Genomic DNA, 17062 nt, shown 5'->3' with positions numbered 1-17062 from the left:
CGCGGCCAGGCGCGGCGCGCCGAGCAGGCGGCGCGCCGTGTCGGCGGCGGCCAGGGTCAGACGGGTGCCCTTGAGCGCGCTGGCGAAGTGCCCGGCCAGCCAGCTCGCGGTGCCGGCGTGCCCGGCGCCTTCGGCACGCAGCTTGCGCACCAGGTCGCCGGTGTTGATGCCCACCGGGCAGCGCTGCGCGCACAGGCCGGTGGCGGCGCAGGTGTCGAGACCGTGGTAGCGGTAGGCGCGCTCCAGCTCGCTGGTGTCGATGCCGGCGCGCTTCCTGGCCTGGATGTCGCGCCAGATGACGATGCGCTGGCGCGGGGTCAGGGTCAGGCCGCGCGACGGGCAGACCGGCTCGCAGAAGCCGCACTCGATGCACTTGTCGACGATCTCGTCGGCGGCCGGCAGCGGCTTGAGGTTCTTCAGGTGGATCTCGGGATCCTCGGAGAGCACCACGTCGGGGTTGAGGATGCCGCGCGGGTCGAGCAGGCGCTTGATCTTCCACATCAGCTGGTAGGCTTCTGCGCCCCACTCCAGCTCGACGAAGGGCGCCATGTTGCGCCCGGTGCCATGCTCGGCCTTCAGCGCGCCGCCGAACTCCACCGCCACCAGCTGGGCGACGTCCTGCATGAACGCCTCGTAGCGGGCCTTCTCCGCGTCGCTGTCGAAGCCCTGGGTGAACACGAAGTGCAGGTTGCCCTCCAGGGCATGGCCGAAGATGATCGCCTCGTCGTAGCGGTGCTTGTCCAGCAGCGCCAGCAGGCGGTTGACGCCCTCGGCCAGCTGTTCGACCGGGAAGGTGACGTCCTCGATGATCACCGTGGTGCCGGTGCGGCGCACCGCGCCGACCGCCGGGAAGGTGTCCTTGCGGATCTTCCACAGCTGGTTGTAGACCGCCGGGTCCTCGCTGAAGTCGACCTGCTTCTCCACCGGGAAGTGGGCGATGGACGCCATGATCCGCGCGATCTGCTCGTGCAGCAGGCTCTGGCTGGCGGCGCGCGACTCGATCAGCAGCGCGCAGGCGCCGGCGGACAGCTCCCTGACCCACGCCGGCATGCCCTTCATGTCCTGCACCGAGCGCAGGCTGCGGCGGTCGAGCAGCTCGACGGCGGACACCGGCTGCTGGCGCAGCACCGGCACGGCGCGGCAGCAGTTCGCCACGTCGGGGAACACGATCAGCGCGCTGGCCTTGTGCGGGTAGTCCGGCACGGTGTCGTAGGTCACCGCGCTGATGAAGCCCAGGGTGCCCTCCGAGCCGACCATCAGGTGGTTGAGGATGTCCAGCGGGTCGTCGTAGTCGATGAGCGCGTTGAGCGAGAAGCCGGTGGTGTTCTTCAGCCGGTACTTGTGACGGATCCTGTCGGCCAGCGCCGTGTTGGCACGGGTCTGCCGGCCCAGCTCGGCCAGCTCGGCGAGCAGCGTGGCGTGGCTCTGCCTGAAGGCGCGCACGCTGGCCGCATCCTCGCTGTCCACCACGGTGCCGTCGGCCAGCACCAGGCGCAGGCCGGCGAGGGTCTTGTAGCTGTTCTGCGCGGTGCCGCAGCACATGCCGCTGGAATTGTTGGCGACGATGCCGCCGATCTTCGCCGCGTTGATCGACGCCGGGTCCGGACCGATCTTGCGCTGCAGCGGCGCCAGCACGGCGTTGGCCTGGGCGCCGATCACCCCCGGCTGCAGGCGGATCTGCGCGCCGCCGCCGCGGATCTCGCGGCCGTTCCAGTTGTCGCCGAGCACGATCAGCACCGAATCGCTGATCGCCTGGCCGGACAGGCTGGTGCCGGCGGCGCGGAAGGTCACCGCCACGCGCTCGGCATGGGCCAGTCTGAGCAGCTCGACCACCTCGGCTTCGGATTCGACGCGCAGCACCAGCTGGGGGATCAGCCGGTAGAAGCTGGCGTCGGTGCCGAAGGCCAGGGTGGACAGCGGGTCGTCGAAGCGCCGTTCGCGCGGGATCAGCCGTTCGACGGCACTAATAAAGGCGGCCGGCAGACTCATGCGTCCTCCAGGATCAGCACGATCAGGTCCTTGGGTCCGTGGGCGCCGTAGGCCAGCACCTGCTCGATGTCGGCGGTCTTCGACGGCCCGGACACCAGCAGGGCGTTGGTCGGCATGCCGGCGGCCCACTGCTGTTCCTGCATCACCTCGTAGAGGTTGTCGCGGATCGTGCTGGCCCTGAGCAGGGCGAAGTGCACCGGCGGCACCAGGCTCATCAGGCGCGGCTCGTGGCGGTCCGGCCAGAGGATCAGGGTGCCGGTGGCGGCGATGGCGCCGAGGGTGCCGGTCAGACTGGCCGGGGTGTCATCGAACAGCTCGGCCTTCCACGCCTCGACCGGGCGGTCGTAGGCCTTGAGCGCCGGCAGGCCCGCGCGGCCTGCGAAGTGCGCGGCCAGCTGGGCGCCGTGGGCGGTGCCCGGGGCGATCAGCAGGCTGGGCAGTTGTTTGTCGGCGAGCAGCCGCTCGACCAGCGCCGGCCACTCGGTCGTGGTGGTCAGGTGGGTCTCGGTGTGCACCGCTTCCATCAGTTGGCGCAGGCGGTTGACGCGCTCGCCGGCCGGGTAGCGCCACGGCTCGGTCACCAGGCTCACGTCGTAGTCGTCGGCGAGCGGGCGGGTGCCTTCGAGGCTCCTGCGCAGCTTGGCGAGGATATTGGCTTTGGCAGACATCACTTGCCCTCCAGGTGCTCGCGGGCCAGCTCGTGCAGCGAGCGGGCGGCGGGTTTCGGTGCGCTGTGGTTCTGCGTCCACGGGCCGAGCTGGTTCGGCGTCAGGCCGCGCAGGCGGGTGGCGAAGAAGCCGAAGGTGCGGTACAGCAGCGGCGAGGTGTTGAGCAGCCGCCAGCCCTTCCACAGCAGGCGTTCGCCGGCCGAGTACTTGCTGCCCTGGCCGCGCATCACCTGGTGCGGGGCGTCCGGACTCTTGACGTTCTCCTCGCGCAGGCGGCGCAGCAGCGCGGGGATCGGGATCTTCACCGGGCAGACCTCGCCGCAGGCGCCGCACAGCGAGGAGGCGGACGGGTGGTCCGGAGTGTTCTCCAGGCCCATCAGGTGCGGCGAGATGATCTTGCCGATCGGCCCCGGATACACGGTGCCGTAGGCCTGGCCGCCGATGCGGGTGTACACCGGGCAGTGGTTCATGCAGGCGCCGCAGCGGATGCAGTTGAGGGTCTGGCGCAGTTCGCCGTCGGCGAAGGCCTGGCTGCGGCCGTTGTCGAGCAGCACCAGGTGCACTTCCTGCGGGCCGTCCAGCTCGTCGGCCTTGCGCGGCCCGGAGATCATGTTGACGTAGGTGGTGATGCCCTGGCCGAGCGCCGAGCGGGTCAAGAGCGACAGCAGCGGCACCACGTCGCGCAGGTTCTCGACGACTTTTTCTATCCCGGTGACGGCGATATGCACCGGCGGCACGGTGGTCGACATGCGGCCGTTGCCCTCGTTCTCCACCAGCAGCAGGGTGCCGGTCTCGGCCACCGCGAAGTTGACCCCGGAGACGCCGATGTCGGCCTCGAAGAACTTCTTGCGCAGCACACGCCGACCGGTCTGGATCAACTGGTCGACGTCTTCGGTATAGGGTTCGCCGAGCCGGTCGTGGAACAGGTCGGCGACCTGCCGGGCGTTCTTGTGGATCGCCGGCATAATGATGTGGGTGGGCTTCTCGTGGTCGAGCTGGATGATGTACTCGCCCATGTCGGATTCCAGGGCCTCGATGCCCTCGGCTTCCAGCACATGGTTCATGTCCATCTCTTCGCTGACCATCGACTTGCCCTTGATCACTTGCCGCGCCTCGTGGGCGCGGATGATCGACAGGACGATGGCGTTGGCCTCGTCCACCGTCTCCGCCCAGTGCACCTTCACACCGTTGCGGGTCAGGTTGGCTTCCAGCCGCTCGAGCAGCTCGGGCAGCTGCGACAGCGCGCGGGCACGCACGTGGTTGCCCATCTCGCGCAGGTGCTCGCGCTCGTGCTCGTCGGGCATCGACGCCAGGCGCTTGGCCATCAGCGAGTCCATGGCCTTGCGCATGTTGCCGCGCAGCTGGGCGTCGCCGAGGGCGGCGTGGGCGTTGTGCTTGAGTTCGCGGCTGGGAATCTCCACCGCGGGGATGCGGACCTGGCTGTTCATCGGGCACCTCCGGTGCGCTGCCAGAGGAAGCTGGCCAGGTGCTGGCCGCGCAGCGATGCGTTCTGCTTCTCGAAGGCGCCGTTGATGTTGAGCAGGCAGCCGCAGTCGGCGCTGACCACCTGGGCGGCGCCGGTTTCCTGCAGGGCGCGGGTCTTGTCGGCGACCATGGCGCCGGAGATGTCCGGCATGCGCACGCTGAAGGTGCCGCCGAAGCCGCAGCACTCGCTCTCGTGGTCGTGGTCGACGCGCTCGACCCTGGTCAGCTGGGCGAGCAGGGCGCGGCCGTGCAGGTGGGTGTTCATCTCGCGGCGCGCCGAGCAGGAGGTGTGCAGGGCGATCCTGGTCGGCGCGCCCTGGTCCTGCAGCTCGACCTTGCAGATATAGAGGAGGAACTCGGCCAGTTCGAAGGTGCGCTCGGCCAGCGCCTGGGCGCGGGCGAGGGTGGCCGGCTCGTCCTTGAACAGCTCGGCGTAGTGGTGGCGGATCATCCCGGCGCAGGAGCCTGACGGCACCACCAGCGGCCAGTCCTGTTCGAACAGGGCGAGCTGGGCGCGCGCCACCTCGCGGGCCTCGTCGGTGTAGCCGGAGGTGTAGGCCGGCTGGCCGCAGCAGCTCTGCCCCTGCGGGAAGTGCACGCGGATGCCCTCGCGCTCGAGCAGGCGGATGGCGTCCATCCCGGCCTCGGGGAAGAACAGGTCGAGCACGCAGGTGCCGAACAGGTAGACGTTGGCCGGCTTGTGCGCCGGGTACTGGCGCGGCGTCGGCAGCGGCGGCGCCACGCGGGTGGCGTTGGGCGCGGCGTTGTAGAACAGGTCGCTCATGGCGGGGCTCCGGTTGGGCCGGTTGTCCATCCAGCTTATATACAGGGGGCGGCAACGGCGAAATCCGCGCGCAGGCGGATTTCGCACGATCGGCGGTTGCCGGTCAGCGGGCGACCACCAGCGGGTCGCTGACGCCGAGCACGTAGATCGCGAACAGGGCGATCAGGCCGGTGAACAGCACGTAGTAGAAGGTCGGCCACACGGTCTTGCGCAGGGTGGTGCCCTCGCGGCCGAGCAGGCCGACGGTGGCCGAGGCGGCCACCACGTTGTGGATCGCCACCATGTTGCCGGCGGCGGCGCCGATGGCTTGCACGGCGACGATCAGCGCGCCGGAGATGCCGAGGGTCTCGGCCACGCCGAACTGGAACTGGCTGAGCATCATGTTGCTCACCGTGTTGGAGCCGGCGATGAAGGCGCCCAGGGCGCCGACGCTCGGCGCCAGCAGCGGGTAGATGCCGCCGACGCTGTCGGCCACCCACTGCGCCATGGCGATCGGCATGCTCGGCAGGTCGGCGGCGTTGACCCCGGAGTTGATCAGGATGCGCACCATCGGCACGGTGAACAGCAGCACGAAGCCGGCGCCGAGCAGCACCTTGCTCGACTCGCCGACCGCGGCGGTCAGCTCGCGCAGCTTCATGCCGTGCAGGAAGAAGGTGGCGATGACCACGGCGACCAGGATGCCGCCCGGCAGGTACAGCGGCATGAAGTCGGCCTTGATGCCCTTCTCGCCGAGCAGGTCGGGGAACACCAGCACTACCGACTTGAGCGCGGCACCGACTTCCGGGAACACCCGGCTGATCACCAGCAGGGCGCCGACCAGCACGTAGGGCAGCCAGGCGCGCAGGGTGCTCATCGGGCGCTGGGTGAGGCTGTCGAGCTTCATCTCCACGCTGCCCAGCCACTCGCTCGGCCAGTCCTTGGCATCGGCGAAGTCCCAGGTCTTCTTCGGTACCAGGAAGCCGAAGTGGGCGGCGGTGGTGACAATGGCCAGACCAATCAGCCCGCCGGCCAGCGAGGGGAACTCCGGACCGAGGAGCACGCCGGTGGCGACGTAGGGCAGGGTGAAGGCCAGGCCGCCGAAGATGGCGAACGGCAGCACCTCGAAGCCGGCCTTCCAGCTCTTCTCCTTGCCGAAGAAGCGGGTCAGCATCAGCACCATGATCAGCGGCATCAGGGTGCCGACGGTGGCGTGGATGATCGCCACGTTGCTGGTGATGATCTGCAGGAACTGCTCCCAGCTGGAGCCCTGCTCGACCAGGCGCGCGCCGAGGCTGGCGGTGTCCAGGCCGCTGTTGACGCCGATGATGATCGGCGTGCCGACCGCGCCGAAGGACACCGGGGTGCTCTGCACCAGCATGCCGAGCAGCACCGCGGCCAGCGCCGGGAAGCCGATGGCCACCAGCAGCGGCGCGGCGATGGCCGCCGGGGTGCCGAAGCCGGAGGCGCCCTCGATGAAGCAGCCGAACAGCCAGGCGATGATGATGGCCTGGATGCGGCGGTCGGGGCTGATGGTGGCGAAGCCGGCGCGGATCGCGGTGATGCCGCCGGAGTGCTTGAGGGTATTGAGCAGCAGGATGGCGCCGAAGATGATCCACAGCACGCCGATGGTGATGATCAGGCCCTGCACGGTGGAGGCGAGCACGCGGTTGAGGCTCATGTCCCACACGTACAGGCCGATGCCGGCGGTGAGCAGGTAGACCAGCGGCATGGCGCGCTTGGCCGGCCAGCGCAGGCCGACCAGCAGGATGGCGGCGAGCAGGATCGGGGAGAAGGCGAGCAGCGCAAGGATTCCGGGTTGCATGGCGATACCTCGGATCAGTGCGCGGTGCGCAGGCAGGTGGACAGGGTGTAACGGGCGAGCGGAGCAGACATGGCTGGACCTCGTTGGCCGGTTCTTGGACTTGTTGGCCTGAATTGGTAATACCAATTTACAGGCGGCGCCGGTCAGGTTAAAAAGTCAGCGGGGATGCTGTCAATTCACCCCGCTACGACTTTCGTCGGGCGGCGCCGCTCTGTAAGGTTGACGCCGACGGCGCTAGGCTTGCCGGCCGCCCCGATGGGGCGGGCGTTTGGTGGTCAAACCAGTGGAGAGGGGAGCAATGGGATTCGGTCCGGTTCGGCAGCGCCGTCTGTCGGATGACATCGTCGAGCGCCTCGAGGCGATGATCCTCGAGGGCTCGCTCAAGTCCGGCGAGCGCCTGCCGCCGGAGCGCGCGCTGGCCGAGCAGTTCGGCGTGTCGCGGCCCTCGCTGCGCGAGGCGATCCAGAAGCTGGCGGCACGTGGTCTGCTGGTCAGCCGCCAGGGTGGTGGCACCTTTGTTGCCGAGGCGCTCGGCGCGACCTTCAGCGATCCGCTGCTGCAGCTGCTGGAGACCAGCAGCGAGGCGCAGCGCGACCTGCTGGAGTTCCGCCACACCCTGGAGGGCGCCTGCGCCTACTACGCCGCGCAGCGCGCCACGCCGGTCGACCACGCGCGCCTGCGCGAGGCCTTCGAGCGCCTGCAGGCCTGCTATGCGGCGTCGCGGCCGGGCGGTGGGGCGGAGGAGGGGCTGGCCGATGCCAGCTTCCACCTGGCGATCGCCGAGGCCAGCCACAACGCGGTGCTGCTGCACACCATCAAGGGGCTGTTCGACCTGCTCAAGCGCAACGTGGTGACCAATATCGGCGGCATGTACGCGCAGCGCGGCGAGACCCGCGAGATGCTGATGCGTCAGCACCGCGAGCTGTACGAGGCGATCGTCGAGGGGCGCGCCGAGGACGCGCGGGCGATTTCCAGCCGGCACATCCACTACGTGCAGGAGGTGCTGGCCGAGGTGCAGCAGGAGGCACGGCGCGAGGCGCGGGCGCGGCGCCGGCAGGGCTTGCCGGAAGGCTAGGCAGGGGGCGCCGACCGCGGAGGACGGCGCCGGGCAGACTCAGTCGTCCTTGCCCTTGCTGCGGATAGCGCGCTGGATCTCGCGGTCGGAGTCGCGCTCCTTCGCCACGGCGCGCTTGTCGAACTCCTTCTTGCCCTTGGCCAGGGCGATCTCGCACTTGACCAGGTGCTTCTTCCAGTACAGGGCGAGGGCAACGCAGGCGTAGCCCTTCTGCTGCACGGCGCCGAACAGCTTGCCCAGTTCCTGCTTGTGCAGCAGCAGCTTGCGGGTGCGCGTCGGGTCGGCGATGACATGGGTGCTGGCGGCGTTCAGCGGAGTGATGTGGCTGCCGAACAGCCAGGCCTCGCCGTCCTTGAGCAGCACGTAGCTGTCGGTGAGCTGGCCCTTGCCGGCGCGCAGGCTCTTGATCTCCCAGCCCGCGAGGGCGATGCCCGCCTCGAAGCGCTGGTCGATGTGATAGTCGTGCAGCGCCTTCTTGTTGAGGGCGATGGTGCCGGCGGGGTGTTTTTTCTGTTTAGCCATAGGCCGCGCATTATAGGGACTTGCCGCGCGCAGCGCCATGCGTCTCGCGCGGTGTGGCGCTTGAGCCGTGCCGGCGAAATCCGGACAATGCGCGGATATTTTCCGGCGAGTCCTGCATGAGCACGCACATCCAACGTTCGGCCCTGCTGCCCTATCCGGCGCAGGCGCTGTATGACCTGGTCAACGACGTGGCCAGCTATCCGCAGTTCCTGCCCTGGTGCTCGGCGACCGAGGTGCTGGAGAGCGGCCCGACGCGCATGCGCGCCACCCTCAAGGTGGGGCGTGCCGGGATCAGCCAGCAGTTCACCACCTGCAATACCCTGGTGCCGGGCGAGTCGATCGAGATGAAGCTGGAGCAGGGGCCGTTCAGCGCCCTGTACGGCCTGTGGCAGTTCCAGGCGCTGAGCGACAGCGCCTGCAAGATCACCCTTGACCTGACCTTCGACTACTCCGGGGCGCTGGTCAAGGCCACCCTCGGGCCGTTGTTCAACCAGGCGGCGACCACCATGGTCGACGCCTTCTGCCAGAGAGCCAGGCAGCTGTATGGATAAGCCGGACAGCATCGCGGTGGAGGTGGTCTACGCCCTCGCCGACAGGCAGAAACTGCTGCGCCTCAGCGTGCCGCGTGGTACCAGCATGCGCGAGGCCGCCGAGCGCTCGGGGATCGCCGCGTTCTTTCCCGGCCTGGATGTGGCCAGCGCGCCCATGGGCATCTTCGGCAAGGCGGTGCCCAGGCCGGAGGAGCGGGTGCTGGAGGAAGGCGAGCGGGTGGAAATCTACCGGCCGCTGATCGCCGATCCCAAGGAGGCGCGCAAGCAGCGCGCGGCCAAGGTGGCCAGGGCCAAGGGCGGCGAGGACGCCTGACGCCCGTAAACGCAAACGCCCGAGACAGGTCTCGGGCGTTCTGCTATCTGCGCCGGGGGGTTCACTCGGCGTCGACATCCAGCGGCGCGGGCGTCGGCACCGGCACTGCCTTGGTCTCGTCGACTTCGCGCTGGATCTGCTCGAGCAGCGAGCCGGCTGCCGGGGTGGGTTCGACGACTTCGGGCGCTGCGGGGCGAGTGCCTTCGGTCGGAGCCTGCTCGACCACCTGGGTATCGCTGTCGCTGCCGAGAATGGCCTCGTCGCGGCTCTGGCCGGGCATGAAGTCGCCGGACAGGCCGACCAGCTGGTCGTTGCCGTCGAACATCAGGCTGATGCGCTCCTGCTGGCGCGCGCCGCCGCCGGGCTGGATGCTGTACAGGTAGTCCCAGCGGTTGGCGTGGAAGGTATCTGTGATCAGCGGGTTGCCCATGATAAACCGCACCTGGCGCCGGGTCATTCCGGGGCGCAACTGGTCTATCATGTCCTGAGTAACCACGTTGCCCTGCTGGATATCGATCTTGTACACCCCCGGAAACGAACAGCCGGCGAGTGCTGCAAGTCCCAGGAAGGTGAGGCCGGTCAGCATGAGCTTGGCTTTTTGCATCGGTGGGTCTCTTCCACTATCTTGGCGGGCAACAGAAACGGGATCATACCCGCATTGAGGGGGGCTGCGAAGCGCTCCCCCGCGAGAAAGCTGAACATGGTTGAAAACAACGAACTGCGCAAAGTCGGCCTCAAGGTCACCCTGCCCCGGATCAAGATCCTGCAGATGCTGGACTCTTCCGATAACCGTCACATGAGCGCCGAGGATGTGTACAAGGCGCTGATGGAGGCTGGCGAGGACGTCGGTCTGGCCACCGTCTACCGGGTGCTGACCCAGTTCGAGGCGGCCGGCCTGGTGGAGCGCCACAACTTCGACGGCGGCCATGCGGTGTTCGAGCTGTCCGACGGTGCCCACCACGACCACATGATCAACGTCGACAGCGGCGAGGTGATCGAATTCATAGATCCGCAGATCGAGAAGCTGCAGCGTGAGATCGCCGCCCAGCACGGTTACGAACTGGTCGACCACAATCTGGTGCTCTACGTGCGCAAGAAGGACTGAGGTCCGGACCGGACGACAAGGGCGACCCCGCGGGGTCGCCCTTGTCGTTTGTGGGGGGCGCTGTTTCAGGTCCGGGCGCTGGTGATCATCTTGCGGGCGTGGGCCAGAGACTCGCGGGTCAGATCGAGGCCGCCGAGCATGCGTGCCACTTCCTCGATGCGCTGGTGCGGTCCGAGCACCGCGACTGCGGTGCGCGTCGCGTCGCTGCCGCGCTGCTTGTGCACGAACAGGTGCTGATGGCCCTGGGCGGCGACCTGCGGCAGGTGGGTGACGGTGATCACCTGGCCGCGCTCGCCCAGGCGGCGCAGCAGCTGGCCGACCACTTCGGCGGTGGGGCCGCCGATGCCGACGTCGACTTCGTCGAACACCAGGGTCGGGGTGCGCGAGGTCTGCGCGGTGATCACCTGGATGGCCAGGCTGATGCGCGACAGCTCGCCGCCGGAGGCGACCCTGGCGATGTTCTTCAGCGGCTGGCCGGGGTTGGCGCTGACCTGGAACTCCACCTGCTCCTGGCCGTGCGGCTGCGGTTCCTCGCCGGCCTGCGGCTGCAGGGCGATGGCGAAGCGCCCGCCGGGCATGCCCAGGCGCTGCATTTCCGTTTCCACCGCAGCGGCCAGGCGACCGGCGGCGTCGCGGCGCCGTGCGCTCAGTTCGCCGGCCCGTTCCTGGTAGTGGCGGGCGTACGCCGCCAGCTCCTCGCCGAGTCGCTCGATGGCTTCGTCGCCGGCATGCAGTCCGGCCAGCTCGTCGCGCAGGCGCTGCTGCAGTTCGGCCAGTTCGGCCGGCTGCACGCGGTGCTTGCGCGCCAGGCTGTAGATGCTGTCCAGGCGCTCCTCGACCTGCTGCAGGCGGCGCGGGTCGGCGTCGAAGTGGTCGATGAAGCGGTTGAGGCTGCTCACCGCCTCCTCGACCTGGATCTGCGCGCTGGCCAGCAGGGTGATCGCTTCCTCCAGTGCCGCCGGCTGGCCCTGGCCGGCGGAGAGACGCTGCACGCTGCAGCGCAGGCTGCCCAGCACGGTGCCGCCGTCGTTCTCGCTGCAGATGTCGATGACCTGGCGGCAGGCGCCGAGCAGCGCCTCGGCGTTGCCCAGGGTGCGCTGCTCCTGTTCCAGCGCTTCCAGCTCGCCGGCGCCGAGGGCGAGGTTGTCCAGCTCCTCGAGCTGGTAGCTGAGCAGCTGCTGGCGGGCGCGCTGCTCCTCGCTGCTCTGGCTCAGGCGCTGCAGTTCGCTGCGCGTCTGCCGCCAGCGCTGGGCGGCCAGCTGCACCTGGCGCGCCAGTTCGCCGGCGCCGGCGTAGGCGTCGAGCAGGCGGCGGTGGGTGTCGGGCTTGAGCAGCGACTGGTGCTCGTGCTGGCTGTGGATGTCGATCAGCAGCTCGCCGAGGCTTTTCAGGTCGCCGAGCGGGCAGGGCGTGCCGTTGATGTAGGCGCGCGAGCGGCCTTCGACGGTGATCACCCGGCGCAGGATGCACGGGCCGTCGTTGTCCAGGTCGCGTTCGGCCAGCCACTGGCGGGCCTCGGCGATCTCGCCGAGCTCGAAGCTGGCGAGGATGTCGGCCTTGTCGGCGCCGGGGCGCACCACGCCGCTGTCGGCGCGATCGCCCAGCGCCAGGCCGAGGGCGTCGAGCATGATCGACTTGCCGGCGCCGGTCTCGCCGGTGATGACGCTCATGCCGGGGCGCAGCTCGAGATCGAGCTGCTCGACGATGGCGTAGTTGCGGATCGACAGGTGCGCGAGCATGGCGCGGGACCTCGCGGGTGGTTGTCTGTGTATTTGTACAGTATGTGTTGATTTATACAGTAGTCCACTTTGCGACGGCAATCCCCCTTGAAGCCGGCGCGGGCGCCCCCATATAGCGGGCTGAATCGCGGGCAGCGCCCGACCGTTGTTTTCAAGGAGACATCCATGGCTGACGAACAGAAGCTTGATCCGCAGGGCCCCGAGGCCGAGGTGCAGGGCGAGGCAACCGCCGCCGGCGAAGACCTGACGCAGCGCGTGCAGGCGCTCGAGGAGCAGCTGGCCGAGGCCCGTGACCAGGCCCTGCGCGCCGTTGCCGAACTGCAGAACGTGCGCCGCCGCGCCGAGCAGGACGTCGAGAAGGCGCACAAGTTCGCCCTGGAGAAGTTCGCCGGAGACCTGCTGCTGGTGGTCGACAGCCTGGAGCGCGGCCTCGAGCTGTCCGATCCGGCCGACGAGGCGCTGCGCCCGATGCGCGAGGGCATGGAGCTGACCCTCAAGGCCTTCCACGACACCCTCAAGCGCTACCAGGTCGAGGCGCTCGACCCGCACGGCGAGCCGTTCAACCCCGAGCACCACCAGGCGATGGCCATGCAGCCGAGCGACAGCGTCGAGCCGGGCAGCGTGCTCAAGGTGTTCCAGAAGGGCTACCTGCTCAACGGTCGGCTGCTGCGCCCGGCCATGGTGGTGGTCAGCAAGGCCGAATGAACCAATCGCCGGGAATGCCCTTGAAAGCCGTCGGGGCATCCCCATCTGTAGTGCCAAGCATCTGAGTCATCCGGGCAGCCGCCGTGCGGCTGCCGGAATCCAAGTTTCGGGAGAGTGAATATGGGCAAAATCATCGGTATCGACCTGGGCACCACCAACTCCTGCGTGTCCGTTCTGGAGAACGGCGTCGCCAAGGTGATCGAGAACGCCGAAGGTGCGCGCACCACCCCGTCGATCATCGCCTACACCAACGACGGCGAGATCCTGGTCGGTCAGAGCGCCAAGCGCCAGGCCGTCACCAACCCGCACAACACCCTGTTCGCGGTGAAGCGCCTGATCGGCCGTCGCTTCGAAGAGGACGTGGTGCAGAAGGACATCAAGCTGGTGCCCTACAAGATCGCCAAGGCCGACAACGGCGACGCCTGGGTGGAAGTGAAGGGCCAGAAGATGGCGCCGCCGCAGATCAGCGCCGAAGTGCTGAAGAAGATGAAGAAGACCGCCGAGGACTACCTCGGCGAGGCGGTCACCGAGGCGGTGATCACCGTGCCGGCCTACTTCAACGACAGCCAGCGCCAGGCCACCAAGGACGCCGGCCGCATCGCCGGCCTCGACGTCAAGCGCATCATCAACGAGCCGACCGCCGCGGCGCTGGCCTACGGCATGGACAAGGCCAAGGGCGACCACACCATCATCGTCTACGACCTGGGTGGCGGCACCTTCGACGTGTCGGTGATCGAGATCGCCGAGGTCGACGGCGAGCACCAGTTCGAGGTGCTGGCCACCAACGGCGACACCTTCCTCGGTGGCGAAGACTTCGACATGCGCCTGATCGACTACCTCGTCGACGAGTTCAGGAAGGAAAGCGGCATCGACCTCAAGGGCGACCCGCTGGCCATGCAGCGCCTGAAGGAAGCCGCCGAGAAGGCCAAGATCGAGCTGTCCTCCAGCCAGCAGACCGACGTCAACCTGCCGTACATCACCGCCGACGCCACCGGTCCCAAGCACCTCAACGTGAAGATCTCTCGCGCCAAGCTGGAAGCGCTGGTCGAGGACCTGGTCGCGCGCACCATCGAGCCGTGCCGCATCGCCCTGAAGGACGCCGGCATCGACGCCGGCAAGATCGACGAGGTGATCCTGGTCGGCGGCCAGACCCGCATGCCGATGGTGCAGCAGAAGGTCGCCGAGTTCTTCGGCAAGGAGCCGCGCAAGGACGTCAACCCGGACGAGGCCGTGGCCATGGGCGCCGCCATCCAGGGCGCCGTGCTGGCCGGCGACGTCAAGGACGTGCTGCTGCTCGACGTCTCCCCGCTGACCCTGGGCATCGAGACCCTGGGCGGGGTGATGACCGCGCTGATCGAGAAGAACACCACTATCCCGACCAAGAAGTCGCAGGTGTTCTCCACCGCCGACGACAACCAGAGCGCGGTGACCATCCACGTGCTGCAGGGCGAGCGCAAGCAGGCCGGGCAGAACAAGTCGCTGGGCCGCTTCGACCTCGCCGACATCCCGCCGGCGCCGCGCGGCGTGCCGCAGATCGAGGTCACCTTCGACATCGACGCCAACGGCATCCTGCACGTGTCCGCCAAGGACAAGGCCACCGGCAAGCAGCAGTCCATCGTGATCAAGGCCAACTCCGGCCTGTCCGAGGAAGAGATCCAGCAGATGGTCCGCGACGCCGAGGCCAACGCCGAGGAAGACCGCAAGTTCGAGGAACTGGTCGCCGCGCGCAACCAGGGCGACCAGCTGGTGCACGCCACCCGCAAGATGGTCACCGAGGCCGGCGACAAGGCGACCGCCGAGGAGAAGGCGGCCATCGAGACCGCGCTGGGCGAGCTGGAAGCGGCCGTGAAGGGCGACGACAAGGCGACCATCGAGGCCAAGATCAACGCCCTGTCCGCGGCGTCCGCGCCGCTGGCGCAGAAGCTGTACGCCGAGCAGGCCCAAGACGCCACCCAGCAGGGCGGCGGCGCCAAGCAGGACAAGGCGCCCGGCGACGACGTGGTCGACGCCGAGTTCGAAGAGGTCAAGGACAACAAGTAAGCGTCACGCTTGCTTCCGCCCCGGCCTGCCGCCCCTGCGGCGGGCCTGAACCGCCGCGCGGGAGCTTGCTCCCGCGTCGGCGTGTCTGGGGAAGATGAAACCGGAGTGCACGAGATCCATGGCAAAACGTGACTATTACGAGGTGCTCGGCGTCGAGCGCGGCGCCAGCGAGGCAGAGCTGAAGAAGGCCTACCGTCGCCTGGCGATGAAGTATCACCCCGACCGCAATCCCGACGACAAGGCGGCCGAGGAGAAATTCAAGGAGGCCAACGAGGCCTACGAGGTGCTCTCCGACGCCAGCAAGCGTGCGTCCTACGACCAGTACGGCCATGCCGGGGTCGATCCGAGCATGGGTGGCGGTGCCGGCTTCGGTGCCGGTGGCGCCAACTTCTCCGACATCTTCGGCGACGTGTTCAGCGACTTCTTCGGTGGTGGGCGCGGCGGTGCGCGCGGTGGCCCGCAGCGCGGCAGCGACCTGCGCTACACCCTCGAGCTGGACCTCGAGGAGGCGGTGCGCGGCACCACGGTGACCATCCGCGTGCCGACCCTGGTGGCGTGCAAGACCTGCGACGGCAGCGGCGCCAAGAAGGGCAGCTCGCCGGTGACCTGCACCACCTGTGGTGGCGTCGGCCAGGTGCGCATGCAGCAGGGCTTCTTCTCGGTGCAGCAGGCCTGCCCGCGCTGCCACGGCAGCGGCAAGATGATTTCCGATCCCTGCGGCAGCTGCCACGGTCAGGGGCGCGTCGAGGAGCACAAGACCCTGTCGGTCAAGGTGCCGGCCGGCGTCGACAGTGGCGACCGCATCCGTCTGTCCGGCGAGGGCGAGGCCGGAACCCTGGGCGGCCCGTCCGGCGACCTGTACGTCGTGGTCAATGTGCGCGAACATGCGATCTTCCAGCGCGACGGCAAGCACCTGTACTGCGAAGTGCCGATCAGCTTCGCCGATGCGGCGCTGGGCGGCGAGCTCGAGGTGCCGACCCTCGACGGCCGGGTCAAGCTGAAGATCCCCGAGGCGACCCAGACCGGCAAGCTGTTCCGCCTGCGCGGCAAGGGGGTGACCCCGGTGCGTGGCGGCGGGGCCGGCGACCTGATGTGCCGGGTGGTGGTGGAGACCCCGGTCAACCTGGACAAGCGCCAGCGCGAACTGCTCGAGGAGTTCCGCAGCACCCTGCAGGGCGACAGCTCGCACTCGCCCAAGGCCAGTGGCTGGTTCGAGGGTGTGAAGCGCTTCTTCGACGATCTTTAACCGAACAGGACGGCGGCGCGGGCCGCCCTCCGGAGCAGAGTTATGCGACGTATTGCAGTGATGGGCGCCGCCGGGCGCATGGGCAAGACGCTGGTCGAGGCGGTGCAGCAGGCGCCCGGCGCCGTGCTGAGCGCGGCGGTGGATCGTCCGGACAGCAGCCTGATCGGCGCCGATGCCGGCGAGCTGGCCGGTGTCGGCCGCCTTGGCGTGGCCCTGGCCGGCGATCTCGCCCAGGTGCTGGATGACTTCGACGTGCTGATCGACTTCACCCATCCGAGCGTCACCCTGAAGAATCTCGAAGTCTGCCGCGCGGCCGGCAAGGCCATGGTCATCGGCACCACCGGCTTCACGCCGGAGGAGAAGCAGCAGCTGGCAGAGGCGGCGCGCGAGATTCCCATCGTGTTCGCCGCCAACTTCAGCGTCGGCGTCAACCTGTGCCTGAAGCTGCTGGATACCGCGGCGCGCGTGCTGGGCGACGAGGTGGACATCGAGATCATCGAGGCCCATCACCGTCACAAGGTCGACGCGCCGTCCGGCACCGCCCTGCGCATGGGCGAGGTGGTGGCCAGCGCCCTGGGGCGTGACCTGCGCAAGGTCGCGGTCTACGGCCGCGAGGGTCAGACCGGTGCGCGCGAGCGCGAGACCATCGGCTTCGCCACCGTGCGTGCCGGCGACGTGGTCGGCGACCACACCGTGCTGTTCGCCGCCGACGGCGAGCGGGTCGAGATCACCCACAAGGCCTCCAGCCGGATGACCTTCGCCAAGGGCGCGGTGCGCTCGGCGCTGTGGCTGGAAGGGCGTGCGCCGGCGCTGTACGACATGCAGGATGTGCTCGATCTGCGCTGAACGGCCCGCGGCGGCCGGCGGTCGCCTGCACTGCAAGGGTGCATGGGCTGCGGTCGTCCGGCCGACCGGCCCTTTCCGTTGGCTGATTTTTGCTCTAAAATGCCGCTTTAGTGTGTCCACTACGAGCATGCAAGCAATATGACAAAGAAGCGGGGTGATGTGGTTCTCACGTCATTCCGCTTTTTTGCAACCT

16 protein-coding genes are annotated in these 17062 nt (G+C 68.5%); 8 read left to right on the top strand and 8 right to left on the bottom strand.

The genetic code is table 11. From position 1 onward, the window contains the following. The 5 genes from E5198_RS13395 to E5198_RS13375 form a co-directional block, all read right to left on the bottom strand. Nucleotides 1–1989, bottom strand: a 1989-nt coding sequence (locus E5198_RS13395; protein ID WP_136490497.1) for an FAD-binding and (Fe-S)-binding domain-containing protein, incomplete at its 3' end; no start/stop codon positions are given. Then, entirely contained in the window at nucleotides 1986–2657 is a 672-nt protein-coding gene (locus tag E5198_RS13390; RefSeq protein ID WP_136490496.1) for an LUD domain-containing protein, read from the bottom strand. The genes E5198_RS13390 and E5198_RS13395, both read right to left, overlap by 4 nt. Continuing rightward, nucleotides 2657–4105, bottom strand: a complete 1449-nt coding sequence (locus E5198_RS13385; protein WP_136490495.1) for a LutB/LldF family L-lactate oxidation iron-sulfur protein — start codon at nucleotides 4103–4105, stop codon at nucleotides 2657–2659. Before E5198_RS13385 ends, E5198_RS13390 begins: the two co-directional genes overlap by 1 nt. Continuing rightward, a complete protein-coding gene (locus E5198_RS13380) occupies nucleotides 4102–4926 on the bottom strand; it encodes a (Fe-S)-binding protein (protein WP_136490494.1) in 825 nt (274 codons plus the stop codon). The genes E5198_RS13385 and E5198_RS13380 overlap by 4 nt, the downstream gene beginning before the upstream one ends. 103 nt (nucleotides 4927–5029) lie before the next feature. After that, complete coding sequence (locus E5198_RS13375; protein WP_136490493.1) at nucleotides 5030–6727, bottom strand: L-lactate permease; 1698 nt, start codon at nucleotides 6725–6727, stop codon at nucleotides 5030–5032. 298 nt (nucleotides 6728–7025) lie between these two features. On the opposite strand from E5198_RS13375, the gene E5198_RS13370 reads away from it, so the two are divergent. Next, nucleotides 7026–7802, top strand: coding sequence for a GntR family transcriptional regulator (locus E5198_RS13370; RefSeq protein ID WP_136490492.1), 777 nt, complete (start codon nucleotides 7026–7028; stop codon nucleotides 7800–7802). A 39-nt stretch (nucleotides 7803–7841) separates the two neighbouring features. Here E5198_RS13370 and smpB read toward each other — a convergent pair whose 3' ends face one another. Further along, nucleotides 7842–8324, bottom strand: a complete 483-nt coding sequence (smpB, locus tag E5198_RS13365) for an SsrA-binding protein SmpB (RefSeq protein WP_136490491.1) — start codon at nucleotides 8322–8324, stop codon at nucleotides 7842–7844. A gap of 116 nt (nucleotides 8325–8440) precedes the next feature. Between smpB and E5198_RS13360 the strand changes: the two genes are divergently transcribed. After that, complete coding sequence (locus tag E5198_RS13360; RefSeq protein WP_136490490.1) at nucleotides 8441–8875, top strand: type II toxin-antitoxin system RatA family toxin; 435 nt, start codon at nucleotides 8441–8443, stop codon at nucleotides 8873–8875. After that, nucleotides 8868–9188, top strand: a complete 321-nt coding sequence (locus E5198_RS13355; RefSeq protein WP_136490489.1) for an RnfH family protein — start codon at nucleotides 8868–8870, stop codon at nucleotides 9186–9188. Before E5198_RS13360 ends, E5198_RS13355 begins: the two co-directional genes overlap by 8 nt. 61 nt (nucleotides 9189–9249) lie before the next feature. On the opposite strand, the gene E5198_RS13350 is transcribed toward E5198_RS13355, so the two are convergent. Beyond that, nucleotides 9250–9792 (bottom strand): outer membrane protein assembly factor BamE, encoded by a 543-nt coding sequence (locus tag E5198_RS13350; protein WP_136490488.1) that lies wholly within the window; start codon nucleotides 9790–9792, stop codon nucleotides 9250–9252. A 96-nt stretch (nucleotides 9793–9888) separates the two neighbouring features. On the opposite strand from E5198_RS13350, the gene fur reads away from it, so the two are divergent. Further along, nucleotides 9889–10293, top strand: coding sequence for a ferric iron uptake transcriptional regulator (gene fur / locus E5198_RS13345; protein ID WP_136490487.1), 405 nt, complete (start codon nucleotides 9889–9891; stop codon nucleotides 10291–10293). A gap of 65 nt (nucleotides 10294–10358) precedes the next feature. Here the strand turns inward: fur and recN are convergent, their stop codons facing one another. Beyond that, nucleotides 10359–12032 carry a DNA repair protein RecN gene (gene recN, locus E5198_RS13340; protein ID WP_136490486.1) on the bottom strand — a complete coding sequence of 558 codons (1674 nt, stop codon included), beginning with the start codon at nucleotides 12030–12032 and terminating at the stop codon, nucleotides 10359–10361. Nucleotides 12033–12197: 165 nt separating this feature from the next. On the opposite strand from recN, the gene grpE reads away from it, so the two are divergent. From grpE to dapB, 4 genes are all read left to right on the top strand, one after another. Next, complete coding sequence (grpE, locus tag E5198_RS13335; protein WP_136490485.1) at nucleotides 12198–12737, top strand: nucleotide exchange factor GrpE; 540 nt, start codon at nucleotides 12198–12200, stop codon at nucleotides 12735–12737. Between the two features lie 120 nt (nucleotides 12738–12857). Beyond that, nucleotides 12858–14777, top strand: a complete 1920-nt coding sequence (gene dnaK / locus E5198_RS13330; RefSeq protein ID WP_136490484.1) for a molecular chaperone DnaK — start codon at nucleotides 12858–12860, stop codon at nucleotides 14775–14777. A gap of 118 nt (nucleotides 14778–14895) precedes the next feature. After that, entirely contained in the window at nucleotides 14896–16023 is a 1128-nt protein-coding gene (gene dnaJ / locus E5198_RS13325; RefSeq protein ID WP_136490483.1) for a molecular chaperone DnaJ, read from the top strand. Between the two features lie 42 nt (nucleotides 16024–16065). After that, nucleotides 16066–16869: a 4-hydroxy-tetrahydrodipicolinate reductase gene (gene dapB / locus E5198_RS13320; protein WP_136490482.1), complete on the top strand. Its 804-nt coding sequence runs from the start codon at nucleotides 16066–16068 to the stop codon at nucleotides 16867–16869. Nucleotides 16870–17062: the final 193 nt, after the last annotated feature.

This window comes from Pseudomonas sp. A-1, assembly GCF_004801855.1.
Taxonomy (GTDB): Bacteria; Pseudomonadota; Gammaproteobacteria; order Pseudomonadales; family Pseudomonadaceae; genus Geopseudomonas.
This window is presented reverse-complemented; position numbering and strand designations above follow the sequence as displayed.